Source organism: Streptomyces sp. NBC_00483 (genome assembly GCF_036013745.1).
Lineage (GTDB): Bacteria > Actinomycetota > Actinomycetes > Streptomycetales > Streptomycetaceae > Streptomyces.
On record NZ_CP107880.1, the window covers coordinates 5,358,546 to 5,384,298 of the forward strand.

Below are 25,753 nucleotides of genomic sequence, written 5' to 3' on the forward strand. Positions count from 1 at the left end.
CCCCCGACCATGTCCGGGAAGTTGGTCACCAACTCAAAGGTAGTTATCTCCGTTGAAGGGCGGCTCATAACCACCTTCACCTCAACTCCCCAAAGATGGCGGGAAGTTGTAGGGTTTGGTTGTGAGTGGGGAGCATGCCGCCGTCAACGGACGGCCCAGGTCACAGCGGGCGCGCTACACGCACCGCGAAGTGGCCGACGCGCTGCGCGACCGGATCACGTCCGGCCGCCTGAGTCCCGGCCAACGGATGCCTACACAGGCACAGTTGGCGGGCGAATTCGGTGTGGAGCGCTCCGCCGTACGTCAGGCGCTGCGCATTCTGCAGTCCGAGAACCTGTTGGTGAACGCCACGAAGGGCAGCCCGGCCACGGTCGCTCGGCATCCGCGGCCCGCGCTGCTCGGCCCCGAGGCGCAGCCGCAGTCGACCATGGTGACGCTCGCTCCGCGCATCGCCGAAGCCTTCCAGCAGGCCGACGTGGAGATCGACGCCCTGTGCATGACGGCGGTCTCGTTGACCCTCGCGATGGGTGAACCGCTGCGCCTCATCCACGAGGGGCGTACGAAACCGGCCAGGGTCCGGGTGCGGGTGCTGCTGCCGAGCCGGGACATCGACCTCGCGTTTCCCGCGCCCGCGCCACCGGTCGTCGAGCCCGTGTCGCGGGCGGCGGAGGCCTCGCGGGCGGAGGCGGCGGTGGGCGGCAGGCTGCGGCGCGACTGGCTGGCGCAGCGCAACGCGCAGGGGCAGGTGCTGCGCCACAATCTGCTGGCTCTGCGGGCCACGCACGGCATGGACGTCACGGTGGAGTTCCGCGCGCTGCCGTTCACGCCCCCGGTCAAGCTCTACCTGCTCAACAGCAACGAGGCGCTGTTCGCGTACTACACGCTGGCCAGACACGGCGAGCAGATCGACCATGAGCGGGTGGATGTGTACGACGCGCAGGGCGTGCGGCAGATGCTCTTCGCGTTCGAGCACGGGGCGGGGCTGCGCGACACGACGTTCGTGGAGCAGTCCCACCTTTGGTTCAACGGCCTGTGGAACACGATCAGCCAGGACCTGTGGCTCAGCTCATGACGGTGGGCCCGGCCAGTGATGGCGGGCCCGGTCGGTGACGGTGGGCCGGTTCAGTGCAGCGCGGGCCCGGCCACTGTGAGTGCGAGCAGCACGCCGCCCACCGAACTACAGGTGGCATTCCTGGCCTTGGCGCCGATGGCGAGCAGGAGCAGGCCGGCGAGGCCGGCCGGACCGTAGTGCCACTGCGCGAGCTGCTCGAAGGCGATCACGACCACCGCGGAGAGGAGGCTGAGAACGGACATGGTGGTTCCTCCTGCTTCGGCGTTGCTTCGCTGATGGGCCTTACTTGGTCTCCTTCGTTGCCACCATCGGCCACCTTCTTCCAAGTTGGCGACCAACTGCACTGGAGTTGTCCCCACTTGGTCGTGGTATATAAACAGGAGGACGACAACTCGCGCCAAATCACGGTGAGTTGTGCCGTTTGGTCGGGGACCCAGGGGAGCAGGGCGTGGCGGACATGGCAGACGCGACACTGAACGGCAGGAGAAGGCTCACGGCCCAGGAGATCGCCGACCAACTCCGCGAGCGCATCAGGGAGGGCGCGCTGCGGCCGGGCGACCAACTGCCCACGCAGGCCACGCTCGCCGATGAGTTCGGCGTCGAGCGCGGCACGGTCCGTCAGGCGCTCCAGCTCCTGGAGACGGACGGCCTGCTGAGCAAGCGCAGCAAGGGCAGCCCGCCGCGGATCGCCCCGGGATCCGCCGCGCGCGACGAGCCGCAGCCCTCCATGGTCGCGCTCGCCCCCCGCCTGGTGGAGGCCTTCCACGCCTCCCACGTCCGTATCGACGCGGTCTGCATGACCTCCGAAACCCTGATGCTGGCCCTCGGCGAGCCGCTGCGCCACATCCACGAGGGCCGCATCCGCCCCGAATCCCTCGACGTACGCATCCTGCTGCCCAGCCGCGACATCGACCTGGCGTTCCCGGTGCCGGTCCCGGACGGCAGCGACGGGATCGACCACGACGAGGGCGTCGCGGTGCACAACCGCTGGCTGGCGCAGCGCAACGCGCAGGGCCAGGTGCTGCGCCACAACCTGCGCTCCCTGCGCTCCTCGCACAACATCGATGTGCGGGTGACCTTCCGCGCGCTCCCCTTCACCCCGCCGGTCAAGCTCTACCTGCTGAACCAGTCCGAGGCCCTGCTCTCGTACTACATGGTCACGCGGCGCGAGGAGGAGATCGACAACGACACCAAGCTGGAGATGTTCTCGGCCACCGGCACGCAGGCCCTGCTCTTCTCCTTCGAGGAGCGGGCGGGCCACCGCGACCGGACGTTCGTGGAGGAGTCGCAGAAGTGGTTCGACGCCCTCTGGGAAACCATCACCTCCGACCTGACACTCTCCTAGTGACTTCAGAGATGACGAAGCAGACTGTTCCGGTGGCAGAAGAGACCGAACCAAGTCGGAAATCGGCCGAACAGGGCGACGCGCGAGAGTCGGGCACCCTCGCGGACCTGATCGCGAGCGCCCGCCATGTCCTCTTCGACTTCGACGGCCCGATCTGCCGACTGTTCGCGGGCCGCCCGGCGGCGGGGATCGCGCGGGAGCAGGTGGAGTGGCTGGATGCGCAGGGGCTCGGGGACATCCTGATGGCCGAAGAGCGCGTTGACGCGGACCCGCACACCGCGCTGCGCCGCCTCGGCCGGGAGCGGCCGGGCACCGACCTGGTCGAGGAGATGGAGAGTGGGCTCACCGAGCAGGAGCTGCGCGCCGTCGCCTCCGCCTGGCCCACGGAGCATGCGGACCCTCTGATCCGCACCTGGACGGCGGTGGGCACCCGCCTCGCCATCACCACCAACAACTCGGCCGAAGCGGCCCGCCGCTACCTCGCGAGCCGCGACCTGTCCGGTTGCTTCGAGCCGCACATCTACGGCCGCACGAAGGACCTTTCCCACCTCAAGCCCGACCCGTACTGCCTTCATCGCGCCATGTCGGCGATGGGGGCGGCGCCCGCGGCCACGCTGATGATCGGTGACGCCGTGTCGGACCTGGTGGCGGCGCGGCGGGCGGGCGTCGCGTTTCTGGGCTACGCGCGTAATGACCGCAAAGAGGCCGTCCTGCGGGAGGCGGGAGCCCGGCAGGTGACCGCAACCCTGGAACCGATCATCGACATTCTGCGGGGCCGCGCCTGACCTGCGATTCCCTCGCCCTTTGGCGCAAGCCGGGGGGAGTTGGCAGCCAACTGCCGTAGAGTTGTACGGACTTGGTCGGGGGGTGAGGGGAGATCGTCGTGGTGAACGCGAATACGGAGAACGCCCCCAGACCCACCGCCGAGGAGATCGCCGACGCCCTGCGCAAGCGGATCATCGGCGGAGAACTCAGGGCCGGCGAGCGCCTCCCGACGCAGGCCGCGCTCGCCCGGGAGTTCGGAGTGGAGCGCGGCACGGTCCGCAACGCGCTGCAACTGCTGCGCTCGGAAGGCCTGTTGGCGAACACGGGCAAGGGTAGCCCGCCCACGGTGTCCCGCCCTGAGCGCCAGTCGCCGCCCGGCGCACAGGCGGCCAGAAGCATCCTGGGCCCACGCCTGGTGGCGGCCTTCGAGGCGCCGCAAGTGTACGTGGACGTGGCGAGCCTGACCGGGGAGACGCTGGTGACAGCCCTTGGGGAACCGTTGCGGAAGGTGTACGAAAAGAAGCTGCGGCCGGAGTCGGTGCGGGTGCGGATGGTGGTGCCGAGGCCGGGCGGAGACGTCGACTACCCGGCTCCCGCCGCTGGTTGGGGCGTTGACGACAAACTCGACACGGCGGTCAAGCAGCGCAGCCGGATCCAGTGGACCTCGCAGCAGATGGTGCTGGACAACACCTTCAAGCGCCTGCGTGACAACGGCGTCGACGTGAGCTTCGAGTTCCGCTTCGTCTCTGGAGTGCCGACCCGGAAGGTGTATCTCCTGAACCGGCAGGAGGTGCTGGTCGGGCACTACGTTCCGGATCGGTTCGAGCGGGAGATCGACGACTACGAGGGCGCGGACACGGTGGAGCTCGTGGACGTGGAGGGCTTCGAGACCGAGATGTTCCCCTTCGAGCGCTCCAACGGCGAGGACCATGCCGCCTTCGTGGACGGGGAGCAGGCGATGTTCGACGGCCTCTGGGAGCACGTCGCGCAGCAGCGGACCTGAATCGTTCGCGTTCGAGCCCCTTACCCCCGTGAGTGTTTCTTTACACCTCGAATTCGGCCACTCCGGTCACTCCGGTCGTCAGGGCTGTGCGTGCGCACTACTGTGTGGGCCTGTTACAGCCCGTGCTCGAGTCAGGAGCGGCCTGTGGGCGCTGCGGATGCCTGGCACCACGTCGTGGAGCGTGCGGAGCACGACGGCGTGGCAGTCGGCGGTCAGCACAACATCAACCATGTGGTGCGACTGACCGCCGAGGAGGCACGCGCTCTCGACCGCCCGCAGGACGCGCGGGTCGTGGTCCGTCGGCGCAGGGCGGACGTGCCCCCCGTGGTGATCAGGACCTGGGACGACGAGCCGGAGATCCTCGCGGCGTTACGCGATCGGGGCCGGCCCGTACCGGAGTGTCTGGCCCGGTTCGACGGCGTGGCCGTCCACAGCTACATGGAGGGCACACCTCTCTCGGGCATGCACGGGGACGACGAGCCGTCGGCCGAGCGGCTGATCGGCGCCTTCGCCGAGGCGCTCACGGACTTGGCACGAGTACCCGAGCGATGCCTGCCGGCCCGCCCCGCATGCTGGCCGAAGGACGGGGACGGCCGGGGTTTCCTGAGGACGCTGCTGAACCGGGCCGAGGCGCAGATCCGGCAGGTCAACTGGCCGGCGTTCGGCGGGCTCTTCACGTCGTTGGGAGTTCCGGGGAACTCCCTGCGCCTGTATGCGAGCCGGGCGCCCAGAATGACGTCCCGCCCCTTTCAGCTCCTCCACGGCGACCTGCACCGGGGGAACGTGCTCGTCCCGCCCGGCGGTGAGTTCCGGTTGACGTTGGTGGACTGGGAGTTGGCGACGTACGGGGACCCGCTGCACGATCTGGCCGTGCATCTGGTGCGCATGGGGTACACCCCCGAGCAGCGGGGCCAGGCGATCGAACTCTGGCACAAAGCGATGTGGGGCGTGCGGCCCGAGGCCGTCGACGGCCTCGACTCCGACCTCGGGCACTACATCGACTTCGAGCGCGCGCAGTCCGTGTTCCCGGACGTGATCCGGGCGGCCGACTCTCTCGACGAGCACTGCGGTCAGAGCGAACTGGCAGCGGCGGCCACCGAGGTCCACCGGGCCCTGGAGGTGGCCTCGGGCCCGCTGCGGCTGCGCAACGTGCTGATGCCGTCCGCGATCGAGCCGCTGCTCTACCGGTGGCGCACGGCCAAGAAAGGGCGCGGTCGCGGCGAGGCCTTCGCGGCCTCGATCCACTGGGAGCGGGACGAACGCCTGCCCCTGCCCGCGGACTTCGGCCCCGACCGGGTCGAGCAGGCTCTGTGGTCCGAGCGGGTGGCCCCCGCGCGATACGTCTTCAAAGGGACGTCCCATCTGGGAACGTTCGTGGACGTGCGGGGCTTCGGGCGCGTCATGGTCCGCCGCAAGGTGAGCACGGCCAACCCCATCGAACCCAGGGTCCTGGACGAGCACGCGGTGCTCCGGGCGATCGAGGAATCGGGCGCCGGGGCCAGCGTGCCGAGGGTGCTCGCGCTGGGCACGAGCGACTGGGGCGACCAGTTCACGATCCAGTCGTACGCGGGTCATCACCGCGACCGCGGCGGCCCGCAGCATCCGGAGCACGGGCTGCTGCCCGGTGAAGTGACCGACCTGGTCGACCAGCTGTGCCAACTCGCCGCCACCCGGATCGATGTGGCCGAACAGGACATGGGTGGGCTCCGCTTCTACCCATGGCTGTGCAGCCAACTGTCCGTCCTGGTACGAGAGCTGTCGCCAGAGGCGAAGGAAGAGGCGGCCCGCCTCGGCCTTCCGGACGAGCACGGGGTGGAGGACCGCTTGCTGCGCCATGTGGTGCACGGGCGTCGTTATGGGCTGCTTCATGGGGATTTGAACCCCTGGAACCTGGTCAGGCGCGAGGGCAGGACGGGCCTCACCCTGATCGACTGGGAGATGGCCATGGTCGGGGACCCGCTGTACGACCTCGTACGGCACATCCACCTGACGCCGACGACCCGGGAGGTCCGGGGTCGGATGTACGCCCGCTGGTCGCAGCGGATGCCGGAGCAGTTCACCCATGGCTGGGCGAGCGACATCCCCGTCTATCAGGGCCTCGAAGTGGTCCGTTCCGCCTATGTGGACCTGGAGCGCGTGGTCACCCGCTCCGGCCTGGACGCCCCGAACGTACGGCGGGCCGTGGGCGCGTACCCGCTGACGCTCCGCAAGGCCCTGAGCTGGCTGGAGTCGCCCCCTCAGGGGCCGCGGTCGGCCCGGGCCCCGGCCCGTACGCTCGGGGCATGAGCAGCCCCGACCCCGCCCCCGGCCTCCGCGAACTCAAGAAGCAGCGCACCCGGCAGACGCTCTCCGAGACAGCCGTCCGGCTGTTCATGGAGAGGGGGTACGACAACGTGTCCGTGGCCGAGGTCGCGGCCGCGGCAGAGGTGTCGAAGCCGACGTTGTTCCGGTACTTCGCGGCCAAGGAGGACCTCGTTCTCCACCAGTTCGCGGATCACGAGGACGAGGCGGCGCGGGTCGTCGCGGGGCGGAGTGAAGGGGAGGCGCCGCTCGGGGCGTTGCGGCGGCATTTCCTGGAGGGGCTGCGGCGGCGGGATCCGGTGACCGGGCTGTGCGATCACCCGGCGGTGCTCGCGTATCAGCGGCTGTTGTACGGGACGCCGCAGTTGGTGGCGCGGTTGTACGGGTATCAGGAGCGGTCGGAGCGGGCACTCGCGGAGGCGCTGGGCGGGCCCCCGGTGCGGGCGCGGATCGCTGCCGGGCAGATCGTGGCCACGCAGCGGATCCTCGCCGAGGAGAACGTGCGGCGGATCGTGGCCGGCGAGTCCGCCGACGAGTTGGAGGCGGCGGCCGTGAGTACTGCCGAGGAGGGGTTCCGGCAGTTGGGGGAGGGAATCGCGTCGCTCTACGGCTGATCGTCCCCCGCTACCCCGTTGTTGTGCGGAGCACTTTTGCAAGCAGGCGCTTGCAATAGTTAGCGAGGATGCGGCACCATCGACGTATGGCATCGCTCAACGTCGGAAGTCTCGGCGAATATCTGCGCGAGCAGCGTCGCAACGCGCAGTTGTCGCTCCGTCAGCTTGCCGACGCCGCCGGAGTGTCCAACCCGTACCTGAGTCAGATCGAGCGCGGGCTGCGCAAGCCGAGCGCGGAAGTTCTGCAGCAGGTAGCCAAGGCGCTGCGGATCTCCGCGGAGACGTTGTACGTGCACGCCGGCATTCTCGACGCCGAGCGCGAGCGGACCGAGGTGGAGACGCGCGCCGTCATCCTCGCCGACCCGCTGCTCAACGAGCGTCAGAAGCAGGTGCTGTTGCAGATCTACGACGCCTTCAGGCACGAGAACGGCGGCAGCGACGGCGAGCCGGACAGCGGTGAGCCGGATAGCGATAAGCGCGACAGCGGTGAGCCCGACAGTGGCGATGCCGAGCCCTCAAGCAGCAGTTGATGTGATCCGGGAGGACCACGCCATGGCCATCAAGGACGACCTGCGCAAGACCCTCACCGACCCGACCCCGCTCTACTTCGCCGCCGGCACCGCCGAGCTGGCGTACCAGCAGGCCAAGAAGGTGCCGGGGATCGTCGAGCAGCTGCGGAGCGAGGCGCCCGCGCGCTTCGAGTCCGTGCGGCAGACCGACCCCAAGGACGTGCAGGACAAGGCGACCACCCGCGCCAAGGAGGCGCAGGCCACCCTCACGGCGAGGGTGAACGAGATCGTCGGCACCCTCGACGCCGACCTGAAGAAGTTCGGCGAGAGCGCCCAGGAGTTCGCGCTGCGCGGCGTCGGCTACGCAGCCGAGGCCGCCGTCAAGGCGCGCGAGACGTACGAGAAGGTCGCCGAGCACGGCGAGGAGGCCGTGAAGGCGTGGCGCGGTGAGGCCGCCGAGGAGATCAGCGAGCTCGCCGAGGCCGTCGAGCCGGACGCCGAGCCGAAGCCGGAGGCCAAGGAGACGTCGGCCGCCGACGCGGACAAGTCCGGCGCCGCCAAGAAGACCGCGGCGAAGAAGACCACGCCGGCGAAGAAGACGGCCCCCGCGGCCAAGAAGACCGGCTCCGGCTCCACGCCGCCCGCCAAGTAGGCCCTACGCCGACGGGCCGGGCACTTGTGAAGTGTCCGGCCCGTTGTCCGGGTACCGTGGCCGTGGTCGGAAGGTCCCTTGATTCGATTCTGGTGGTGGCGTTGTGCTGATGCAGGGGTTCGCCAATGTGATGTGGCTGCTGAGCATGGCGTTGATCATTTTCAGTGGCTTCGCGCTCGTCGACGCCGCCATCCGGCGTGAGGACGCCTACCGCGCGGCCGACAAGAAGACCAAGCCGTTCTGGCTGATCATCCTCGGGATCGCGTTCGTCGTGAACCTGCTGTTCCCGATCCTGTCGTTCCTGCCGATCATCGGGCTCATCGCGACCATCGTGTACATGGTGGACGTGCGGCCCGCCGTCAAGCAGATCAGCGGTGGCGGCGGGGGCCGCAAGGGCCGCGGCTCCAGCAGCGACGGGCCGTACGGTCCGTACAACGGCGGCCGCTGACCGACCCGTTAGGGACGAGGGCGTGGCTGTTGGCCGCGACCCGTTCGGATCCAGTTACCGACCGCGACCTGTTCGGACGGACCCGGCCCCCGACCAGCGGCCCGGCCGGGTTCACCGGTCGAGCAGCAGGACCGCCACGTCGTCCGTCAGATCGCCCCCGTTGAGATCGCGCACCTCGTTCATCGAGGCCTCGAGCAGCTCCTCGCCGGACAGGCCCTCGGCCCGCCGGCGGCGGATCATCTCCACCATCCCCTCCTGGCCGAGCCGCTGCCTGCCCTGGCCGATCCGGCCCTCGATCAGGCCGTCCGTGTAGAGCATCAGGCTCCACGAAGACCCCAACTCGACCTGCATGCGCGGCCACCGGGCCTTCGGCAGCAGCCCGAGGGCCGGGCCGTTGTTCTCGTAGGGGAGCAGGACCGCGGGGCGGCCGGGGCTCGCTATCAGCGGTGACGGGTGGCCCGCAAGGCACAGGCCCGCGCGCCGGCCGTCCGGCGAGATGTCGACCGTGCACAGCGTCGCGAAGATCTCGTCGTCCGAGCGCTCGTGCTCCAGGACCTGCTGGAGCGTGGACAACAGCTCGTCCCCGCACAGGCCCGCGAACGTCAACGCCCGCCAGGCGATGCGCAGTTCGACGCCGAGCGCCGCCTCGTCGGGGCCGTGCCCGCAGACGTCGCCGATCATCGCGTGGACCGTGCCGTCGGCCGTGCGCACCACGTCGTAGAAGTCGCCGCCGAGCAGCGCGCGCGAGCGGCCCGGACGGTAGCGGGAGGCGAAGCGCAGCGTCGAACCGTCGAGCAGCGGGGTCGGCAGCAGGCCGCGCTCCAGGCGGGCGTTCTCCTGCGCGCGGATCCGGGACTCGGTGAGCCCCTGCTGCGCGATGTCGGCGCGCTTGCGCTCGACCGCGTAACGGATGGCCCGGCCGAGCAGCCGGGAGTCCAGCTCGTCGCGGAACAGGTAGTCCTGGGCGCCCACGCGGACCGCCTCCGCACCGCGCTCGGCATCGCCCGAGGTGGTCAGGGCGAGCACGGCCCGGCGCGGGGCCAGGCGCAGCAGATGCCGCAGCGTCCCCAGCTCGTCTTGGTGTTCCGGCTCCGTCCTGTCCGGCTTCGTGCCGGGCAGCGCGAGGTCCAGCAGGATGCAGCTGACGTCGTCGGTGAGCAGCCGCTCGGCCTCGGTGAGGTTGCGCGCGGTGCGCACGCGGATCGGCTTGCCCGCGGCGTCGGGCACCTCGGGGATGCTGAGGGAGCCCGCCGGGTCGTCCTCTATGACCAGGATCGTCAGACCGGTCGCGTCACGGTCGGCGGGTGCCGGCTCGTGCGCGGTGTCGTCGGTCGGCGTCTCCTGGCGGCGCTCGGCGCTCTGTATGTCGTTGGCGTCGGGGCGGTCGGTGGTCTGCCGCTCGCCCTGCAGGTCGTACGTGTCGGTCGTGGTGTGCGCGTCCGGAGCCTGACCACTTTCCACGGCCGGGATGACTCTCTGCCGCGGTACGGGTACGGGCATCGCTTCGGTTTCCTTCCCTCCCCCCGAGGGCACGGTGGGACGAAGGTCCTCGCACCACCGACGGGGACCTTAGCGGTAGCCGACGTCCGAACGGAATGGTGAGCGGCAAGGGGCCCACGTCATATGCCGTCCCCCGCACCGGAATTGAGTGGGTTCCGTCCCTGGTCGGGCGGGTCGAAGATGACGAAGGTCACGCCGCGGCGCCGGAACCGCAGCGCCCCGCGTGCCGTAGATCACGTGGGGCACGTCACCCCATCTGTGCCCATGTCCGACATCCGGTCACCCGGGTCTCAGGCGTCGGGCCTGACCACCCCGAGCATCGCCATGGAACCCGCACCCGCGACCGTCACGTTCCGCCCCGGGCGGGGCGCGTGGATGATCGCTCCCTTGCCTATGTACATCCCGACATGGCTGGCGTCGTCGTGGTAAATGATCAGGTCGCCGGGGCGCATGTCCTTGATGTCGATGTGCTTGAGCTGCTTCCACTGCTCCTGCGACGTGCGCGGTATCGGCCGCTTCGCCGACGCCCACGCCTGCGAGGTCAGGCCCGAGCAGTCGAACGACTTCGGACCCTCGGCGCCCCATACATACGGCTTGCCCAGCTGCTCGGAGGCGTAGCGCACGGCCTTCTTGCCGGCCTCCGACGCCTTGCCGTCGATCTCCTTCAGGACGCCCGAGGAGAGCCATTCCGTCTGCGCCTTCTGCTCGGCCGCCTCCTCCAGCTGCCGCAGCTGCTCGCGCTCCTTCTTGGCGAGCTTGTCCTCGATCTTCTGCGCGGCCTTGATCTGCTTCTCGATCCGCTCCTTCGCGGCGGCCTTCTTCTTGCGCCCCTCGTCCAGCGACTTCCACTTGTCGGCGGCGGCGTCCGCGTACGCCTCCAACTCGTCCTGGGTCCTGACGAGGCGGGACATCAGGTTCCGCGTGGCCTGCTGCCCCTGGTAGGCGCGGCCCGCGTTGTCGAGGAAGCGGCTCGGGTCGCCGGCGAGCATGAACTGGGTCTCCTGGGAGATCCCGCCGTTGCGGTACTGCTCGCGGGCCGCCGCGCCCGCCCGGCCCTTGAGGCCGTCGAGCTCCTGCTGGCCCGCGGCGATCTTCCGGGCCAGCTTCACGATCTGGTCGGACTGGTCGGCGGCCTTCTCCTCCGCGGCGTTGTACTCGTCGGTGGCGACGGCCGCCTGGTGGTACAGCTTGTCGATCTTCTTGCGGACCGACTCAAGGTCCTTGACCCCGGGGGAACTTGACGGCGATGGAGAGGGGGACGGCTCCGCGTACGCCAGCCCCGTCGGCGTCAGTACGGTCACGGCGCACACGAGCGCCAGGGCCGCCACCGTCGTCGTGCTCCGCTTGCTCATCTGCTCCGCCCCCACAGCCTGGACAAATCTGATGGACCGTCAGTAAGTCGAGCGCTCCGGGGATGGTGCCATGCGCGCCCCGAATCCGACAGACCCCGGCGCGGTGTGGCAGCTGCCCCGCACGTTCGACGAACGAGGTCCCGAGATCGTTCCCTCGACTTTCGCCGCGTCTCAGCCGCCCGTCGAAACCCGCCGCGGCGCCAACGCCTCCCAGGCCACGGTCACTTCACCCTGCCGCCAGCGCCCCGGCCTGTCCACCACCGGCCAGTCCGCCGAGAGTTCCCGCACCGCCCGGATCCAGCGCTGCCGCGCGCCGTACGAGGCGTAGGGCGCGGCCGAGGCCCACGCCCGGTCGAAGTCGCGCAGGAAGGCGTGCACCGGCTCGCCGGGGACATTGCGGTGGATCAGCGCCTTGGGGAGACGCTCGGCCAGGTCGGACGGGGTGTCCAGGGAGCCGAGCCGGGTCGCGAGGGTCACGGTGCGCGGGCCTTCGGGGCCGAGCGCCACCCATACGTGCCGGCGCCCGATCTCGTCGCAGGTGCCCTCCACGAGGAGGCCGTCCGGCGCGAGCCGCGCGCACAGCCGCTCCCACACCGCGGCGACCTGCTCCTCGTCGTACTGACGCAGCACGTTCGCGGCGCGGATCAGGAGCGGGGGAGCGGCGAGCGGGACCTCGAAGCCGCCGTGCCGGAAGGTGAGCCCGTCGCGCTCGTACGGCTTCGCGGCGGCGACCCGTGCCGGTTCGATCTCGATGCCCACCACGCGCGCGTGCGGCGCCGCCCCGCGCAGCCGGGTCAGCAGTTCCACCGCGGTCCAGGGCGCCGCGCCGTAGCCGAGGTCGACCGCCACCGGGTCGTCGGCGCGGCGCAGCGCGGCGCCGTGCACGGCAGCGATCCAGCGGTCCATGCGGCGCAGCCGGTTCGGGTTGGTGGTGCCTCGCGTCACGGTTCCCACGGGGCGAGAAGGGGGGCGCGGGCTCATGGTCAAGAGGGTATGCGCTGCGCCGGGCGTGACTTTGGTTGAGACCCGTACGGTAATGATTCGGCAAAGTGGAAATGGAGCAGCCGACTCCGGCGTTGCCCCCTTGGAAGAGGGCCTGTGCCCTCCGGTCGTCGTGCCCGCAGTACGCCCACCAAGGAGGGCCCGCCACGTGAGCCAGTACGTGACCAGGTTCCGCCGCTCCGGGGCTGCTCCGGCCCTGCTGCGGTTCCCCGGTGCGCATCGCCGCCCCCGCCGTATCGCGATGCTCAGCGTGCACACCTCGCCCCTCCACCAGCCCGGCACGGGCGACGCGGGCGGCATGAACGTCTACATAGTCGAGCTCGCCAAGCGCCTCGCGGCGATCAACATAGAGGTCGAGATCTTCACCCGCGCCACCGCCGGTGGCCTGCCGCCGGAGGTCGAGCTGGCGCCGGGCGTCCTCGTACGACATGTGGACGCGGGCCCCTACGAAGGCCTCGCCAAGGAGGACCTGCCCGCCCAGCTCTGTGCCTTCACGCACGGAGTCATGCAGGCGTGGGCGGGCCACCGCCCCGGCTATTACGACCTCGTCCACTCGCACTACTGGCTGTCCGGACAGGTCGGCTGGCTCGCCGCCGAGCGCTGGGGCGCGCCCCTCGTGCACGCCATGCACACCATGGCCAAGGTCAAGAACGCGGCGCTCGCCGAGGGCGACACCCCCGAACCGGCCGCCCGCGTCATCGGCGAGACCCAGATCGTGCGCGCCGCCGACCGCCTCATCGCGAACACGGCGGAGGAGGCCGACGAGCTGGTCCGCCACTACGAGGCCGACCCCGGCAGTGTCGCCGTCGTGCACCCCGGCGTGAACCTGGACCGCTTCCGCCCCGCCGACGGCAGGGCCGCAGCGCGTGCCCGCCTCGGCCTGCCGCAGGACGCGCTCGTCCCGCTCTTCGCGGGCCGCATCCAGCCGCTCAAGGCGCCGGACATCCTCCTGAAGGCCGTCGCGGTCCTGCTCGACGAGCGGCCACAGCTCCGCTCCCGCATCGTCGTCCCGGTGGTCGGCGGACCCAGCGGCAGCGGCCTCGCCAAGCCGGCGGCACTCCAGAAGCTCGCCGCGCGGCTCGGCATCGCGGACGTGGTCCGCTTCCAGCCGCCGGTCGGCCAGGAGGCGCTCGCGGACTGGTTCCGCGCGGCATCCGTCCTGGTCATGCCGTCCTACAACGAGTCCTTCGGACTCGTCGCCATAGAGGCTCAGGCCGCCGGTACGCCGGTGATCGCCGCGTCCGTGGGCGGCCTCCCCGTAGCCGTACGGCACGAAAAGACCGGCTTCCTGGTCGACGGCCACGAACCGGCCCGCTACGCGCGCGTGCTCCGCGAATTCGCCGACCACCCCGACCTGGTCGACACCATGGGCGACGCGGCCGCCCGCCACGCCCTCTCCTTCGGCTGGGACACGGCGGCCTCCGCCACGGCGGACGTCTACACGGCGGCGATGCAGGCCCGGCGCCGTGTCGTACCCTCGCACCATGGCTGACCAGCGACAGGCACACGACGTCATCGAGTCCACGCTGAAGGACGCCGAGCTGGAGTGGGAGAGCCCGGAGTCGGGCTCGTACGTCGTGAAGCTCCCCGGCACCCGCAAGCTCTCGACGACGCTGTCCCTGCGCGTGGGACGGCACAGCCTCTCGCTCAATGCCTTCGTGATCCGGCACCCGGACGAGAACGAGGCCGGGGTGCACCGCTGGCTCCTGGAGCGCAATCTGCGTCTGTACGGCGTGAGTTACGCGGTCGACCAGCTCGGCGACATCTACCTCACCGGGAAGCTTCCGCTGGCCGCCGTCACCCCCGACGAACTGGACCGCCTCCTCGGCTCGGTCCTCGAGGCGGCGGACGGCTCCTTCAACACGCTCCTCGAACTCGGCTTCGCGAGCGCGATCCGCAAGGAGTACGAGTGGCGGGTGGCGCGCGGCGAGTCGACGCGCAACCTGGACGCGTTCACGCATCTGACCCAGCGCCCTGCCAAGTAGCGCTTCTCGCGCGTGGGTTGGGCGCCGGCCGAGCACGGGTCGAGTGTCAGCCGAGCGACACCATCCGGACAACGGTCACGGTCAGCACCGACCCGGAGACGTAGTAGAGGACTATCGCCCCGCCGACCGTCGCCTCGCGGCGGTCGCGCTCTCCGGAGACCGTGGTGGAGCCGTGGCCGTAGGGGTCGTGGGAGAGCGTGCGGGCCATTTCGGCGCGGAAGGCGTCCGGGTTGGCCATCTTGGCGAGGGTGTCGTCGGCGGGCGGTGCGAAGGCGACGCGACAGGCGCCGCGCCTGCGTCTGCGGCTCAAGCCGGGCCCCGCCTCTCCGCCTCGTCGCGGGCGAGCCGGGCCAGGATCGCGTCGGCCTCCGGGTCGGGGACCGCCTCCAGCATCCAGTGCCGCATGACGGCGTGGATCTCGCCGACCCCCGCGGCGTTGATCGCCTTGTCGAACTCGACGCGGCGCTTCGGGTCGAGCGCCGCGCGGATCGACGGGATGTTGTTGGGGACGTCGACCACGACGCCGCCCACCAGCGTTCTGGGCGGTTCGTCAGTTCTGGAGGAGGTCCTTGGGGGTTCGGCCATGTACGGTCACGTACCCGCCGAACTGCCCGGTCAAGCCGGGCTGTTCTCCGCCTCCACGGGAGCCGGGGCGACGGGCCTGGAGGGCTCCGTGTCCGACAGTCCGCGCATCAGCGCCCAGTAGCCGAGCGCCGTCACCGTGCCGAGCGCGGCGCACCCCGCCCACAGCCATCCGGCGCCCGCCGTGTCGATCACCCAGCCGCCCGCGAGCGGGGCGACGAGGGCCGCCGCGGACCACGACATCGTGTAGACGCCCTGGTAGCGGCCGCGCCCTTCGGCGGGGGAGAGCCGGGCCACGAGCCCCGACTGCGTAGGCGCGTTGATCATCTCGCCGAGCGTCCACACCACGACCGTGAGCGCGTACGCGGCGAGCGATCCGGCGAGGGCGGTGAGGGCGAAGCCGTACCCGATGAGCAGCGAGGAGACGGTCAACAACCGCCCGGGATCACGCCGTTCGATGTACCGGGTCAGCGGGATCTGCAACGCGACGATCACGACACCGTTCACGCCGGCGACGAGCCCGACGTCCGAACTGGTCAGCCCGTTCTCGCCCATGACGATCGGCAGCCCGACCGAACTCTGCGTGAAGACCACGGCGACCAGGAACGAAAGCCCCACCATCAGCATGAAGCGGCCGTCGCGCAGCACCGTCCCCATGGTGACCACCGGGCTCGACGGGGCGCCGGGCACCACCGTCTTCGTCGGCCTCGACTCCTTCACCTTCACGAACACGACGCACGCGCAGGCCAGCGTCATCGCGGCCTCGACGAGAAAGCCAAGCGTGTAGCTCTGCGCGACAAGGAAGCCGGCGTACACGGACGAGACCGCGAACCCCAGGTTGATCGCCCAGTAGTTGAGCGAGAACGCCCGCACCCGGTCCTCGGGGCGCACGATGTCGGCCATCATCGCCTGGATCGCGGGCCGCGAGGCGTTCGACGCGAGGCCGAGGGCGAAGCCGGTGACCGCGATCCACGCCGGGTCGCGCACGAAGGCGAGCGCGGCGACCGTCGCCGAGGTGGCGAGCTGCGCGCCGAGCAGGGTGGGCCGCCGCCCGAGCCGGTCGGCGAGCACCCCGCCGAGCACGGACGCGATGACCCCGCCGAGCCCGATCAGCGAGGCGACGAGACCGGCGTACGCGGCGGAGAAACCGCGCGAGGCGGTCAGGTACAGCGCGAGGAAGGTGAGGACGAAGTTTCCGAGCCGGTTGACGAGGGTGCTGGTCCACAGCCACCAGAATTCGCGCGGAAGCCCGGAGACGGACTCCGTGACGGCACGTCTGAGCGAGGCGACTGACATGGGTGCATCCCCCGAGGCCGGTGTAAGTAGTGCGGAAGGTTTACGTAACTTACAAGCCGGGTATCCGGAGGGGCCACTCAATTGACGGGGACCGTCAATCGGCAGGCGCAGGACGGGTCGATTAGGCTCGGCCCCATGGCCGACGCACCGTACAAGCTGATCCTCCTCCGCCACGGCGAGAGCGAGTGGAACGCGAAGAACCTGTTCACCGGATGGGTGGACGTCAACCTCAACGAGAAGGGCGAGAAGGAGGCGGTCCGCGGCGGTGAGCTGCTCAAGGACGCCGGCCTGCTCCCCGACGTGGTCCACACGTCGCTCCAGAAGCGCGCGATCCGCACCGCGCAGCTGTCCCTCGAGGCGGCCGACCGCCACTGGATCCCGGTCCACCGCAGCTGGCGCCTGAACGAGCGCCACTACGGCGCCCTCCAGGGCAAGGACAAGGCGCAGACCCTCGCCGAGTTCGGCGAGGAGCAGTTCATGCTGTGGCGCCGCTCGTACGACACCCCGCCGCCGGCCCTGGACCGTGACGCGGAGTACTCCCAGTTCGAGGACCCGCGCTACGCGACGCTCCCGCCGGAGCTGCGCCCGCAGACGGAGTGCCTCAAGGACGTCGTGACGCGCATGCTGCCGTACTGGTTCGACGGCATCGTCCCGGACCTGCTCACGGGCAAGACGGTCCTGGTCGCGGCCCACGGCAACTCGCTGCGCGCCCTGGTCAAGCACCTGGACGGCATCTCCGACGCCGACATCGCGGGCCTGAACATCCCGACCGGCATCCCGCTCGCATACGAGCTGGACGCGGACTTCAAGCCGGTCAAGACGGGCGGCACGTACCTGGACCCCGACGCGGCCAAGGCGGCCATCGAGGCGGTCAAGAACCAGGGCAAGAAGAAGTAGTTTTCGCGATCACGCCTCCCACCTGCGCGAATGGCGCGGGTGGGAGGCGTTTTCATGCTCTGGGACCTGCTCTGGGACCTGCGGATGCTCTTTACCGGGCCGCGGGCTCCCTGACTTCGGACGTCTCCGTGCGGAGGAAGACCGCAAGGAGCAGCCAGGTCAGCAGTCCGAAGACGAGTGCGCCGCTGGCGCCGAAGTTCGGGAACTGCTCGTCGATGTTCGTTGTGATCACGTACGAGGTCACGAGCCAACCGAGCGCCCAGGCGGGCGGGTTCGCAACGGCCCACCAGATCGCACCGGCGTTCCCGCGTTGCGCAAGCACCAGCGCCTGCAGCACCCCCACGCAGAGGCCGGTCACAGCGCCGATGACGACGACGTCTCCTCGACCGGTCCCGTAATCGACCAGGGCCGCTCCAGCGGCCAGGCCTGTGGCCATGCCCACGCTCGTCGCCGCGATCCAGAGCCACGACACCCACTGCCGCAAGGCGAACCACTCCGCGGCCCCGATGATCGCGCCCGCGATGAGGCCGGCAACAAGCGCACTCCCCACGGAATCGACTCCGTCGACGACAAGGTCCGCGACGAACCCGCCGATCGGGAAGCCGACCAGAACCGCCACCGGCCAGAGCCATGTTCGACGCGCGGTACTTGCCCAGTCGCCCTGCATCTCCATGACCGTGCCTCCCCTGTGCGTTGCCGGGGACCGGACAGGCCCGGGGGCTGCGGCCGGTCTCCCGGATGGCGCGCTCAGTCACAAGTGGCCAAGACCCACACTCCTCCTCCGACGGCATGCCGAACGAGAGAGGCCCGCGCATTTCCTCTACGCCACCGCGTAGCCCCGGGTGCCGGAGCTACGCGGCGATCACGGCGACTCCCGTTCGGCCACCGTCCACGTCCACCACCGTGCCGTGGACGAAGGACGCCTCGTCGCTCGCCAGCCAGAGGGCCGCGTGGGCGATCGCGTCGGGGGTGCCGACGGTGCCCGCCGGGGTGCCCCGCATCATCACCTCGCCGGGGTGGGGTTCCGCGCCCGCCGGGGTCGGCGGGAGGACCACGCCGGGCGAGACGGCGTTGACGCGGACGCCCTGCGGGCCGAACTCGGCGGCCCAGGCGCGGGTCAGGGTCTCCATGGCGCCCTTGGTGGAGCTGTAGAGCGCGCCGAGCGGAACGCCGAGGCGCGTGATCCACGAGCCGAGGTTGACGATCGCGCCGCCGCCGGCCGCCGCCATGGCCGGGGCGACGGCGGCGGTGAGGAAGAACGGCGCCTTCACGTTCACGCCGTAGACCTGGTCGAAGGTCTTCTCGTCGGTGTCGGCCGTGCCGGGCGCCGGGTAGACGCCGGCGTTGTTGACCAGGATGTCGATCCGGCCGCCCAGGGCCTCGCGGGCCCGGTCGGCCAGCTCGCGGGAGGCCTCCGGGCTGCCGTCGAGGTCCGCCGCCACGAAGTCGGCCCGGCCGCCGGACGCTCGGATGCCCGCGACGACGGCGGCCCCGCGTTCCGCGCTGCGCCCGGACACGACGACGTGGGCGCCCTCGGCGGCGAACACCTCGACGATCGCCTGCCCGATGTTGCTGGTCGAGCCCGTGACCAGCGCCGTCCTGCCGTGCAGTCGTCCACTCATGACGTGATCTCCCTTGTGCGTGTCCGCTGTGCGTGTCCGCGCTTGTACGGGTACGCGTGCTCGCGGTGATGGAGCTGTCCACGGTGCTCCGCAGAAAATGGACCGGCAAGTCCAGAAACGGGTACCGTCGGGTGCGCCGAAAAGTCGGGTGCTACGAAAAGGGGGAGGGTCGATGGCCGACGCACTGACCGCGAAAGGGCGTGCCACGCGGGACCGCATCGTCGGCGGCGCGGCCGAGGCGCTGCGTGAGCAGGGCGTCTCGTTCACGACGCTGGACGACATCCGCGCCCGCACCGGCACCAGCAAGAGCCAGCTCTTCCACTACTTTCCCGGCGGCAAGGACGAACTGCTCCTCGCCGTGGCCCGGTTCGAGGCCGACCGGGTGCTCGAGGACCAGCAGCCGCACCTCGGCCGCCTCGACTCGTGGGAGTCCTGGCAGCAGTGGCGCGACCTGGTGGTCGAGCGCTACGAACTCCAGGGCGACCACTGCCCGTTGGGTGCGCTGTTCCTCCAGGTCGGACGGTCGAGCACGGGCGCGAGGGCGATCGTCACCGAGCTGATGCGGCAGTGGCAGGAGCAGCTCGCCCGCGGTGTCCGCGCCCTCCAGACGGGCGGCCTGGTGGCGACCTCCCTCGACGTGGAACGGACGGCCGCGGCGCTGCTCGCGGGGATCCAGGGCGGCGTGACGATCATGATGTCCACCGGCGACTCGACCCACCTCAAGGCGGCGCTCGACACCGGCATCGACCATCTGCGGGACCACGGCTCCGTACGATGAACCGGACGTGCCGCGACCAGCCGGAGGCCCTGTGATCCGCGACCTGTACAACGTGCGCCCCGTCCCCGCCGAGGGCGAGGAGACCGCGCGGGAGTGGGCGCCCACCCCGCTCACCCCGGAGGAGGAGAGCCGCTACCAGGCGCTGCTCTTCAGCGAGTTGGGCAACCAGATCGCCGATCGCGGGACGACTACGTACCCCGCGCACACCCCCGAGGAGCGCAGACGTCTCGTCGCGGTGGGGCGGCGGCTGAGCGCGCACTGGGCGATGCCGGTGCGGGTGACGGCCGACGACGAGTGCCGGATGCGGCTGAGCGTCGGGCCCGTCGGCGCTGTCACCGGGGGCTGACCCACCCCACGATCACCCGCGCGCACTCCGCCGCCCCGGTCCGCGTCGTGTCCACCACCAGGTCGTACGTCACGCCCTCGTGGACCAGGGCCGCCTGGGAGGCCGCCATTCCGGCGATCCGGTCGCCCCGGGCGGCCTCCCGTTCCGCCGCGACCTGCGCGTCACAGCGGACGCCCACCCAGAGGACGTCGAGCCCCGCCAGTGCCTTGCGCCAGCGGTTCTGGGAGTGCGGGCCGCCCAGGAAGACCTCGTCCACGATCACGGGCGCGCCGGCCGCCGCCATCGCCGCGACGCCCGCCATCCACGCGTCCTCGACCCGGTCGAAGGCGGGGCCCACAGTGATCGAGCCGTCGGAAGCGAACTCGATGCCCGCGCCGGACGAGGGAAGTGCCTGGATGAGCGTGTCCACGCTGAGGCTCAGCCACGGCTCGGGCAGCAGCAGCGTCTGCAGTTCACGGGCGATGCTCGACTTGCCTGAGCTGGAGCCGCCGTTGAGGACGATCACTTGGGGCATGGCGGCAGCCTACGCAGCAACTTCTGCGCGCGCGTGCGCCGTTGATGCGCCCGCCCGGATGGGCATGCAATGGGGGAAGGACTCCACCGCGGAGCCCCGTCGAGGAGGGAACACCATGGCTGCCGACTCCCCGAAGCCGACCCCGTCCCCGGAAGTGCCGGTCGAAGTGGGCCGGTCCGTACCGAAGTTGGTGCTGCTCGGAGCCTGCGGATGCGGCTCGGGCTGCGGCTGCGGCTGCCAGTCGGGCGCTCCGTGCAAGTGCGGCGGTTCCTGCTGACCGCAGGAACGACCGGATGACAGGTACGACGGGAGGGCCCCGCGCAGCCAGTCGCGCGGGGCCCTCCTCCTCGTACGGTCAGGCGCTCTCGGCCGGCGCCGCCGTCGACGCCTGCACCTCGTCCGCGTGCTCGCCCGTCACCAGGTAGACGACCCGCTTGGCCACCGACACCGCGTGGTCCGCGAAGCGCTCGTAGTAGCGGCCGAGCAGCGTCACGTCGACCGCCGTCTCGATGCCGTGCTTCCACTTCTCGTCCATCAGGTGCTGGAAGAGCGTGCGGTGCAGCAGGTCCATCTCGTCGTCGTCCTGCTCCAGCTGCATCGCCAGGTCGACGTCCTTGGTGATGATGACCTCCGCCGCCTTCGCCATCAGGCGCTGCGCGAGCTGGCCCATCTCCAGGATCGTGGCGTGCAGGTCGTGCGGGACCGCCCGATCGGGGAAGCGGAGGCGGGCCAGCTTCGCGACGTGCTGCGCCAGGTCGCCGCTGCGCTCCAGGTCGGCGCTCATACGGAGCGAGGTGACGACTATCCGCAGGTCGGTGGCGACCGGCTGCTGGCGCGCCAGGAGGGCTATCGCCCGCGCCTCCAGGTCGTGCTGAAGATCGTCCACCTTCTGGTCGGCGGCGATCACGGACTCGGCGAGCTTCAGGTCGGCGTCGAGCATGGCCGTGGTGGCGCGCCCGATCGCCGACCCGACAAGGCGGGCCATCTCGACCAGGCCCTCGCCGATCGAGTCAAGTTCCTCGTGGTACGCGTCACGCATGCGGCGTTCCCTCTCTGTACCTGGCTACGTAGTGGGACCCGGTTGGCCCCACGCTCCCACGTTCCGTCCTGTACGCGTCCGAATCCGGCACCACAGGTGAATCGACCCCGTACCCAAGGTGAACTCTGGGCGACGAGTGTTCGAGCGACCACTCGGATGGCTGTGGAGGAGCGGTCGGTGCCGCATAACCTGAAGACATGGACGTGAACGCGGCGGTCGCCGCAGCGGCAGCGATCGCCGGAGTGTGCACCGGTGTCATCGCCATGCTGGCGTTTCGCTGGAGCGAACGCGACCAGAAACGCCCCACCCGCACCTCCCTGCACACGGACCCGGTCCTTCCGCCCGGCGTCGACACCGTGCTCTCCGTGCTCCGCTCCTCCGCCGTCGTCCTCGACGAGGCGGACAGCGTGGTCAAGGCCAGCTCGGCGGCGTACGCCCTCGGTCTCGTACGCGGCGGGAAGCTCGCGGTCGAGCCGATGCTGCAGATGGCCCGCGACACCCGGCGCGACGGGGAGATACGCCAGGTCGAGCTGGATCTGCCGCGCCGCGGCACGGGGCGCGGCGACGCGCTCGCCGTGTCCGCCCGCGTCGCCCCGCTCGGCTCCCGCCTGGTGCTGCTCCTGGTCGAGGACCTCACCGAGGCCCGACGCATCGAGGCCGTACGCCGCGACTTCGTCGCGAACGTGAGCCACGAGCTGAAGACGCCGGTCGGCGCGCTCTCGCTGCTCTCCGAGGCCGTCATGGACGCCTCCGACGACCCGGAGGCCGTCGAGCGGTTCGCCGGCCGCATGCAGAACGAGGCGACCCGGCTCACCAGCCTCGTACAGGAGCTCATCGACCTGTCGCGGGTGCAGAACGACGACCCGCTGGAGGACTCCGAGCCGGTGCGCGTCGACGAACTCGTCGCCGAGGCCATCGACCGCTGCCGCCAGCCCGCCGCGTCGAAGCAGATCACGATGGCCTCCGGAGGCACCGCCGACCTGCGGGTCTGGGGCAACCGGGGGCAGCTCGCGGCCGCCCTCGGCAACCTCGTCGAGAACGCCGTCAACTACTCGCCGGCCCGTACGCGCGTGGGCATAGCCGCCCGCCGCGTCTCGGCGGGCGGCGGCGACCGTGTCGAGATAGCCGTCACCGACCAGGGCATCGGCATCTCCGAGAAGGACAAGGAGCGCGTCTTCGAGCGCTTCTACCGCGTCGACCCGGCCCGCTCCCGCGCGACCGGCGGCACGGGCCTCGGCCTCGCCATCGTCAAGCACGTGGCGGCCTCGCACGGCGGGGAGGTGACCGTGTGGAGCTCCGAGGGACAGGGCTCCACCTTCACGCTGCGGCTGCCCGAAGCGGCCGCGACCCGCACCGCACGTTCCCCCAAGACATCCCGCACCAGTGGCCCCGGAGACGTACGCGACGAAGACGACGCACACGGGCCCGACGACACAACCGCATACGAATCCATTCCTGCCACTCCTGCCGCCCCGGAGGTCCTTCCGTGACCCGAGTGCTTGTCGTAGAGGACGAGGAGTCCTTCTCCGACGCCCTGTCCTACATGCTCCGCAAGGAGGGTTTCGAGGTCGCCATCGCGGCCACGGGACCCGACGGCCTCGACGAGTTCGAGCGCAACGGTGCCGACCTCGTCCTGCTCGACCTGATGCTGCCGGGCCTGCCCGGCACCGAGGTCTGCCGCCAGCTGCGCGGCCGTTCCAACGTCCCGGTGATCATGGTGACCGCCAAGGACAGCGAGATCGACAAGGTCGTCGGGCTCGAAATAGGAGCCGATGACTACGTCACCAAGCCGTTCTCCTCGCGCGAGCTGGTCGCCCGCATCAGGGCCGTCCTGCGCCGCCACGGCGAGCCGGAGGAGGTCGCGCCGCAGGCCCTGGAGGCCGGGCCCGTCCGCATGGACGTCGACCGTCACGTCGTGACGGTGGGCGGTGGCAAGGTCGACCTGCCGCTCAAGGAGTTCGACCTCCTGGAGATGCTGCTGCGCAACGCGGGGCGTGTCCTGACCCGCATGCAGCTGATCGACCGGGTCTGGGGCGCCGACTACGTGGGCGACACCAAGACCCTCGACGTCCACGTGAAGCGCCTCCGCGCCAAGATCGAGCCGGACCCCGGGGCGCCGAGGTTCCTCGTCACGGTGCGCGGTCTCGGCTACAAGTTCGAGCCGTAGGCCGTACCCGGCACATGACATACGGCGGAGGGGCGGAACCCGATGTGGGTTCCGCCCCTCCGCCGTATGTACGGCTACGTGCTCAGTGGCCCGCGGTGTTCTGCGACTCGGAGGCCGTGGCGGAGGTGGACGCCCCCGTCGAGGCCGAGCCCTTGTCGTCCGGCGTCGCGGACGTCGAGGTCGACGCCGACGTGGACGGCGTCGCGGAGGCGCCCGGCGCGGCCGGAACCTCGCTCGGGCCCCACTTCTTGAAGTAGCTGTCGGCCGGCACGACGAACGCCTTCAGCTTCACGTCTCCGGCCTTGCTGAAGGAGAACGTGATCCGCTGCGCGTTGCCGTCGAGGACGGCGGTGCGGCTGTTGGGCAGCTCGGCGGAGGCGTTGCCCTTGCCGCCGAGGACGACGGAGCCGCCGGCCGGGACGGAGATCTTCGAGGCGCCCTTGGCGTCCGAGAGCTTCGCGGTCTTGCCGACGCCGTCGACGGTGATCGCGTCGAGCGTCTGGGCGGTGCTCCCGTTGTTGAAGAGCGTGCCCGTGACGACGGCCGGGCCCTTCGACTTGAGGTCCGGCTGGGTGATGACGGTGGCGTTCTGGATCCGGATGTCACCGACCGAGGTCGCGGCGTTGTCCGGCTTGACCTCAAGTGTCTGCGCGTTGTTGCCGGCGCCGCACGCGGCGAGCGAGGCGATCGAGAACGCGATGGCGGCGGCGGCGAGGGAGCCGCGTCGAAGACTGCTGCTCACGGCGGCGGCAACTCCTTGAACGTGGGCGGGCAAGGCGGCGAGGTGTAAAGCCGCCCTAAGGGTGTGTCAGCGGCCTTAGGTTACCGAGCCGTTCCCGAGCCGCCGCACCCGACCCGCCCCTCAGGACCGGACGCTGTCACCGGCTCCTCCGCCCGCACCCCGATCACCCCGCGTTCCCCACGGTCACCATTGGGTCGCGGAGGCCCCTTGTTCATCATTCACATAAGGCCTGTCCAGGTACCGGGACGGATATCCGGTAAGGAATGCGCGGGGGTCCGGAAAAACGATCACGTGGGGCGACGATTCGCGAAGATCAATTCTGGATTCACCTCGAACGTACCTCCGGGTCCCTGAACGGAGTAGCGAAAGTTCATCGCTTCGAAGCACGCAAACCGGGACTTTCGACCCCTGGAGGGCCCGCCGTGGCGGCGGTAGCGTACCCGTTTCGGCTTCCTCGAAGAACGGCTCCGACCTGCGAATACCGCCCTCCGCCACCCCTCCGCAGCACGTTCCCGATGGAGTTGTCAAGCCCCGAGATATGCCCTGACCTGCGAAAACGCCATTCAGAACCCGCAGTTTCCGTGTTAGACTGGATAGCCACGGAAGGGGTACCTGTCACATGACGTTCAAGGTTGGCGACACCGTGGTCTATCCCCATCACGGGGCCGCGCTGATCGAGGCTATCGAAACTCGCCAGATCAAAGGCGTGGACAAGACCTACTTGGTGCTGAAGGTCGCCCAGGGCGACTTGACGGTACGTGTGCCAGCGGACAATGCGGAGTTCGTCGGCGTGCGTGATGTGGTCGGTCAGGACGGGCTCGACCGGGTCTTCGAGGTGCTGCGCGCGTCGTACGCCGAGGAGCCCACGAACTGGTCGCGCCGTTACAAGGCAAACCTGGAGAAGCTCGCCTCCGGCGATGTCATCAAGGTTGCGGAAGTAGTTCGTGACCTGTGGCGTCGGGAGCGTGAGCGCGGACTGTCCGCGGGTGAGAAGCGCATGCTCGCCAAGGCTCGCCAGATTCTGGTGAGCGAGCTCGCACTCGCGGAGAACACGAACGAGGACAAGGCCGAGGCCCTGCTCGACGAGGTTCTCGCGTCCTGATACGCGCTGCTGCGACACCATACGTAACGGTCATGCACGTCACGACTGCTGTCGCGTAAAGAACAATGCCGTGGTGCCCGATGACCCTGATGGTGTCGCCGGGCGCTGCGGCATGTTCAT

Annotated in this window: 30 protein-coding genes; 18 read left to right on the plus strand and 12 right to left on the minus strand. The window is 70.1% G+C overall.

Features of this window, described 5'->3' with window-relative positions; translation table 11 throughout:
* Window positions 1-115: 115 nt before the first annotated feature.
* Window positions 116-1,072 (plus strand): winged helix-turn-helix domain-containing protein, encoded by a 957-nt coding sequence (locus OHA73_RS23970; RefSeq protein WP_267069725.1) that lies wholly within the window; start codon window positions 116-118, stop codon window positions 1,070-1,072.
* Between the two features lie 50 nt (window positions 1,073-1,122).
* Here OHA73_RS23970 and OHA73_RS23975 read toward each other — a convergent pair whose 3' ends face one another.
* Complete coding sequence (locus OHA73_RS23975; protein WP_266712512.1) at window positions 1,123-1,314, minus strand: hypothetical protein; 192 nt, start codon at window positions 1,312-1,314, stop codon at window positions 1,123-1,125.
* 215 nt (window positions 1,315-1,529) lie between these two features.
* Here OHA73_RS23975 and OHA73_RS23980 point away from each other — a divergent pair, with 215 nt between their 5' ends.
* The 8 genes from OHA73_RS23980 (at window position 1,530) to OHA73_RS24015 (ending at window position 8,709) form a co-directional block, all read left to right on the plus strand.
* Window positions 1,530-2,417, plus strand: a complete 888-nt coding sequence (locus tag OHA73_RS23980) for a winged helix-turn-helix domain-containing protein (RefSeq protein ID WP_327658514.1) — start codon at window positions 1,530-1,532, stop codon at window positions 2,415-2,417.
* Complete coding sequence (locus tag OHA73_RS23985; RefSeq protein WP_267069724.1) at window positions 2,366-3,202, plus strand: HAD family hydrolase; 837 nt, start codon at window positions 2,366-2,368, stop codon at window positions 3,200-3,202. Before OHA73_RS23980 ends, OHA73_RS23985 begins: the two co-directional genes overlap by 52 nt.
* Before the next feature lie 98 nt (window positions 3,203-3,300).
* Window positions 3,301-4,185 carry a winged helix-turn-helix domain-containing protein gene (locus tag OHA73_RS23990; protein WP_266712514.1) on the plus strand — a complete coding sequence of 295 codons (885 nt, stop codon included), beginning with the start codon at window positions 3,301-3,303 and terminating at the stop codon, window positions 4,183-4,185.
* Between the two features lie 144 nt (window positions 4,186-4,329).
* The gene (locus tag OHA73_RS23995) at window positions 4,330-6,471 is read left to right on the plus strand and encodes an aminoglycoside phosphotransferase family protein (RefSeq protein ID WP_267069722.1); all 2,142 of its coding nucleotides are present in this window, start codon (window positions 4,330-4,332) and stop codon (window positions 6,469-6,471) included.
* Complete coding sequence (locus OHA73_RS24000) at window positions 6,468-7,100, plus strand: TetR/AcrR family transcriptional regulator (protein ID WP_266712516.1); 633 nt, start codon at window positions 6,468-6,470, stop codon at window positions 7,098-7,100. The genes OHA73_RS23995 and OHA73_RS24000 overlap by 4 nt, the downstream gene beginning before the upstream one ends.
* Window positions 7,101-7,186: 86 nt before the next feature.
* Complete coding sequence (locus OHA73_RS24005; protein ID WP_267069721.1) at window positions 7,187-7,630, plus strand: helix-turn-helix domain-containing protein; 444 nt, start codon at window positions 7,187-7,189, stop codon at window positions 7,628-7,630.
* A gap of 22 nt (window positions 7,631-7,652) precedes the next feature.
* A complete protein-coding gene (locus tag OHA73_RS24010) occupies window positions 7,653-8,261 on the plus strand; it encodes a hypothetical protein (protein WP_267069720.1) in 609 nt (202 codons plus the stop codon).
* Between the two features lie 109 nt (window positions 8,262-8,370).
* Window positions 8,371-8,709, plus strand: coding sequence for a DUF2516 family protein (locus tag OHA73_RS24015; protein WP_266712522.1), 339 nt, complete (start codon window positions 8,371-8,373; stop codon window positions 8,707-8,709).
* A 111-nt stretch (window positions 8,710-8,820) separates the two neighbouring features.
* Here the strand turns inward: OHA73_RS24015 and OHA73_RS24020 are convergent, their stop codons facing one another.
* The 3 genes from OHA73_RS24020 to OHA73_RS24030 form a co-directional block, all read right to left on the minus strand.
* Window positions 8,821-10,209, minus strand: a complete 1,389-nt coding sequence (locus tag OHA73_RS24020) for a PP2C family protein-serine/threonine phosphatase (RefSeq protein ID WP_267069719.1) — start codon at window positions 10,207-10,209, stop codon at window positions 8,821-8,823.
* 290 nt (window positions 10,210-10,499) lie between these two features.
* Complete coding sequence (locus tag OHA73_RS24025) at window positions 10,500-11,561, minus strand: C40 family peptidase (RefSeq protein WP_266712524.1); 1,062 nt, start codon at window positions 11,559-11,561, stop codon at window positions 10,500-10,502.
* 171 nt (window positions 11,562-11,732) lie between these two features.
* Window positions 11,733-12,542 carry a class I SAM-dependent methyltransferase gene (locus OHA73_RS24030; protein WP_267069718.1) on the minus strand — a complete coding sequence of 270 codons (810 nt, stop codon included), beginning with the start codon at window positions 12,540-12,542 and terminating at the stop codon, window positions 11,733-11,735.
* A 169-nt stretch (window positions 12,543-12,711) separates the two neighbouring features.
* Here OHA73_RS24030 and mshA point away from each other — a divergent pair, with 169 nt between their 5' ends.
* Together mshA and OHA73_RS24040 are read left to right on the plus strand one after the other, a co-directional pair.
* Entirely contained in the window at window positions 12,712-14,055 is a 1,344-nt protein-coding gene (gene mshA / locus OHA73_RS24035) for a D-inositol-3-phosphate glycosyltransferase (RefSeq protein ID WP_266712526.1), read from the plus strand.
* Window positions 14,048-14,548 carry a YbjN domain-containing protein gene (locus OHA73_RS24040; protein WP_266712527.1) on the plus strand — a complete coding sequence of 167 codons (501 nt, stop codon included), beginning with the start codon at window positions 14,048-14,050 and terminating at the stop codon, window positions 14,546-14,548. Before mshA ends, OHA73_RS24040 begins: the two co-directional genes overlap by 8 nt.
* A gap of 46 nt (window positions 14,549-14,594) precedes the next feature.
* Here the strand turns inward: OHA73_RS24040 and OHA73_RS24045 are convergent, their stop codons facing one another.
* The 3 genes from OHA73_RS24045 to OHA73_RS24055 all read right to left on the minus strand — a co-directional run bounded on the left by OHA73_RS24045 (window position 14,595) and on the right by OHA73_RS24055 (window position 16,426).
* Window positions 14,595-14,786: a hypothetical protein gene (locus OHA73_RS24045; protein ID WP_266718751.1), complete on the minus strand. Its 192-nt coding sequence runs from the start codon at window positions 14,784-14,786 to the stop codon at window positions 14,595-14,597.
* 68 nt (window positions 14,787-14,854) lie between these two features.
* Window positions 14,855-15,133, minus strand: a complete 279-nt coding sequence (locus OHA73_RS24050; protein WP_266712529.1) for a hypothetical protein — start codon at window positions 15,131-15,133, stop codon at window positions 14,855-14,857.
* Window positions 15,134-15,163: 30 nt separating this feature from the next.
* Window positions 15,164-16,426: an MDR family MFS transporter gene (locus OHA73_RS24055; protein ID WP_327656087.1), complete on the minus strand. Its 1,263-nt coding sequence runs from the start codon at window positions 16,424-16,426 to the stop codon at window positions 15,164-15,166.
* A 135-nt stretch (window positions 16,427-16,561) separates the two neighbouring features.
* Here OHA73_RS24055 and OHA73_RS24060 point away from each other — a divergent pair, with 135 nt between their 5' ends.
* Window positions 16,562-17,323 carry a phosphoglyceromutase gene (locus tag OHA73_RS24060; RefSeq protein ID WP_266712531.1) on the plus strand — a complete coding sequence of 254 codons (762 nt, stop codon included), beginning with the start codon at window positions 16,562-16,564 and terminating at the stop codon, window positions 17,321-17,323.
* A gap of 91 nt (window positions 17,324-17,414) precedes the next feature.
* Here OHA73_RS24060 and OHA73_RS24065 read toward each other — a convergent pair whose 3' ends face one another.
* Together OHA73_RS24065 and OHA73_RS24070 are read right to left on the minus strand one after the other, a co-directional pair.
* Complete coding sequence (locus OHA73_RS24065; protein WP_327656088.1) at window positions 17,415-17,996, minus strand: hypothetical protein; 582 nt, start codon at window positions 17,994-17,996, stop codon at window positions 17,415-17,417.
* Between the two features lie 178 nt (window positions 17,997-18,174).
* Window positions 18,175-18,945, minus strand: coding sequence for an SDR family NAD(P)-dependent oxidoreductase (locus tag OHA73_RS24070; protein ID WP_327656089.1), 771 nt, complete (start codon window positions 18,943-18,945; stop codon window positions 18,175-18,177).
* Window positions 18,946-19,117: 172 nt separating this feature from the next.
* Between OHA73_RS24070 and OHA73_RS24075 the strand changes: the two genes are divergently transcribed.
* The gene (locus OHA73_RS24075) at window positions 19,118-19,723 is read left to right on the plus strand and encodes a TetR/AcrR family transcriptional regulator (RefSeq protein WP_327656090.1); all 606 of its coding nucleotides are present in this window, start codon (window positions 19,118-19,120) and stop codon (window positions 19,721-19,723) included.
* A 31-nt stretch (window positions 19,724-19,754) separates the two neighbouring features.
* Window positions 19,755-20,069, plus strand: coding sequence for a hypothetical protein (locus tag OHA73_RS24080; RefSeq protein ID WP_327656091.1), 315 nt, complete (start codon window positions 19,755-19,757; stop codon window positions 20,067-20,069).
* On the opposite strand, the gene cpt is transcribed toward OHA73_RS24080, so the two are convergent.
* On the minus strand, window positions 20,056-20,583 hold the full coding sequence (gene cpt / locus OHA73_RS24085; protein ID WP_327656092.1) for a chloramphenicol phosphotransferase CPT: 528 nt from the start codon (window positions 20,581-20,583) through the stop codon (window positions 20,056-20,058). The two genes, OHA73_RS24080 and cpt, sit on opposite strands and share 14 nt — an antisense overlap.
* Before the next feature lie 115 nt (window positions 20,584-20,698).
* Here cpt and OHA73_RS24090 point away from each other — a divergent pair, with 115 nt between their 5' ends.
* Complete coding sequence (locus tag OHA73_RS24090; RefSeq protein WP_266712537.1) at window positions 20,699-20,860, plus strand: hypothetical protein; 162 nt, start codon at window positions 20,699-20,701, stop codon at window positions 20,858-20,860.
* A 78-nt stretch (window positions 20,861-20,938) separates the two neighbouring features.
* Here the strand turns inward: OHA73_RS24090 and phoU are convergent, their stop codons facing one another.
* The gene (phoU, locus tag OHA73_RS24095) at window positions 20,939-21,622 is read right to left on the minus strand and encodes a phosphate signaling complex protein PhoU (protein WP_266712538.1); all 684 of its coding nucleotides are present in this window, start codon (window positions 21,620-21,622) and stop codon (window positions 20,939-20,941) included.
* Window positions 21,623-21,819: 197 nt separating this feature from the next.
* Between phoU and OHA73_RS24100 the strand changes: the two genes are divergently transcribed.
* The gene (locus OHA73_RS24100) at window positions 21,820-23,112 is read left to right on the plus strand and encodes a sensor histidine kinase (protein ID WP_327656093.1); all 1,293 of its coding nucleotides are present in this window, start codon (window positions 21,820-21,822) and stop codon (window positions 23,110-23,112) included.
* Complete coding sequence (locus OHA73_RS24105; RefSeq protein WP_266712540.1) at window positions 23,109-23,789, plus strand: response regulator transcription factor; 681 nt, start codon at window positions 23,109-23,111, stop codon at window positions 23,787-23,789. The genes OHA73_RS24100 and OHA73_RS24105 overlap by 4 nt, the downstream gene beginning before the upstream one ends.
* Before the next feature lie 82 nt (window positions 23,790-23,871).
* On the opposite strand, the gene OHA73_RS24110 is transcribed toward OHA73_RS24105, so the two are convergent.
* Window positions 23,872-24,531 (minus strand): DUF461 domain-containing protein, encoded by a 660-nt coding sequence (locus OHA73_RS24110; RefSeq protein WP_327656094.1) that lies wholly within the window; start codon window positions 24,529-24,531, stop codon window positions 23,872-23,874.
* A 619-nt stretch (window positions 24,532-25,150) separates the two neighbouring features.
* Between OHA73_RS24110 and OHA73_RS24115 the strand changes: the two genes are divergently transcribed.
* Window positions 25,151-25,633, plus strand: a complete 483-nt coding sequence (locus OHA73_RS24115; RefSeq protein ID WP_266712542.1) for a CarD family transcriptional regulator — start codon at window positions 25,151-25,153, stop codon at window positions 25,631-25,633.
* Window positions 25,634-25,753: the final 120 nt, after the last annotated feature.

What these genes read in the sequence shown, in the direction of transcription:
- OHA73_RS24100 (WP_327656093.1), top strand. Translation starts at nt 21,820, where the DNA reads ATGGACGTGAACGCGGCGGTCGCCGCAGCGGCAGCGATCGCCGGAGTG.
- phoU (WP_266712538.1), bottom strand. Translation starts at nt 21,622, where the DNA reads ATGCGTGACGCGTACCACGAGGAACTTGACTCGATCGGCGAGGGCCTG.
- OHA73_RS24015 (WP_266712522.1), top strand. Translation starts at nt 8,371, where the DNA reads ATGCAGGGGTTCGCCAATGTGATGTGGCTGCTGAGCATGGCGTTGATC.
- OHA73_RS24000 (WP_266712516.1), top strand. Translation starts at nt 6,468, where the DNA reads ATGAGCAGCCCCGACCCCGCCCCCGGCCTCCGCGAACTCAAGAAGCAG.
- OHA73_RS24075 (WP_327656090.1), top strand. Translation starts at nt 19,118, where the DNA reads ATGGCCGACGCACTGACCGCGAAAGGGCGTGCCACGCGGGACCGCATC.
- OHA73_RS24030 (WP_267069718.1), bottom strand. Translation starts at nt 12,542, where the DNA reads ATGAGCCCGCGCCCCCCTTCTCGCCCCGTGGGAACCGTGACGCGAGGC.
- OHA73_RS24025 (WP_266712524.1), bottom strand. Translation starts at nt 11,561, where the DNA reads ATGAGCAAGCGGAGCACGACGACGGTGGCGGCCCTGGCGCTCGTGTGC.
- OHA73_RS24010 (WP_267069720.1), top strand. Translation starts at nt 7,653, where the DNA reads ATGGCCATCAAGGACGACCTGCGCAAGACCCTCACCGACCCGACCCCG.
- OHA73_RS23980 (WP_327658514.1), top strand. Translation starts at nt 1,530, where the DNA reads ATGGCAGACGCGACACTGAACGGCAGGAGAAGGCTCACGGCCCAGGAG.
- OHA73_RS24005 (WP_267069721.1), top strand. Translation starts at nt 7,187, where the DNA reads ATGGCATCGCTCAACGTCGGAAGTCTCGGCGAATATCTGCGCGAGCAG.
- OHA73_RS23975 (WP_266712512.1), bottom strand. Translation starts at nt 1,314, where the DNA reads ATGTCCGTTCTCAGCCTCCTCTCCGCGGTGGTCGTGATCGCCTTCGAG.
- OHA73_RS24020 (WP_267069719.1), bottom strand. Translation starts at nt 10,209, where the DNA reads ATGCCCGTACCCGTACCGCGGCAGAGAGTCATCCCGGCCGTGGAAAGT.
- OHA73_RS24050 (WP_266712529.1), bottom strand. Translation starts at nt 15,133, where the DNA reads ATGGCCGAACCCCCAAGGACCTCCTCCAGAACTGACGAACCGCCCAGA.
- OHA73_RS24070 (WP_327656089.1), bottom strand. Translation starts at nt 18,945, where the DNA reads ATGAGTGGACGACTGCACGGCAGGACGGCGCTGGTCACGGGCTCGACC.
- OHA73_RS24060 (WP_266712531.1), top strand. Translation starts at nt 16,562, where the DNA reads ATGGCCGACGCACCGTACAAGCTGATCCTCCTCCGCCACGGCGAGAGC.
- OHA73_RS24055 (WP_327656087.1), bottom strand. Translation starts at nt 16,426, where the DNA reads ATGTCAGTCGCCTCGCTCAGACGTGCCGTCACGGAGTCCGTCTCCGGG.
- OHA73_RS24065 (WP_327656088.1), bottom strand. Translation starts at nt 17,996, where the DNA reads ATGGAGATGCAGGGCGACTGGGCAAGTACCGCGCGTCGAACATGGCTC.
- OHA73_RS24045 (WP_266718751.1), bottom strand. Translation starts at nt 14,786, where the DNA reads ATGGCCAACCCGGACGCCTTCCGCGCCGAAATGGCCCGCACGCTCTCC.
- cpt (WP_327656092.1), bottom strand. Translation starts at nt 20,583, where the DNA reads ATGCCCCAAGTGATCGTCCTCAACGGCGGCTCCAGCTCAGGCAAGTCG.
- OHA73_RS24040 (WP_266712527.1), top strand. Translation starts at nt 14,048, where the DNA reads ATGGCTGACCAGCGACAGGCACACGACGTCATCGAGTCCACGCTGAAG.
- OHA73_RS24090 (WP_266712537.1), top strand. Translation starts at nt 20,699, where the DNA reads ATGGCTGCCGACTCCCCGAAGCCGACCCCGTCCCCGGAAGTGCCGGTC.
- OHA73_RS24115 (WP_266712542.1), top strand. Translation starts at nt 25,151, where the DNA reads ATGACGTTCAAGGTTGGCGACACCGTGGTCTATCCCCATCACGGGGCC.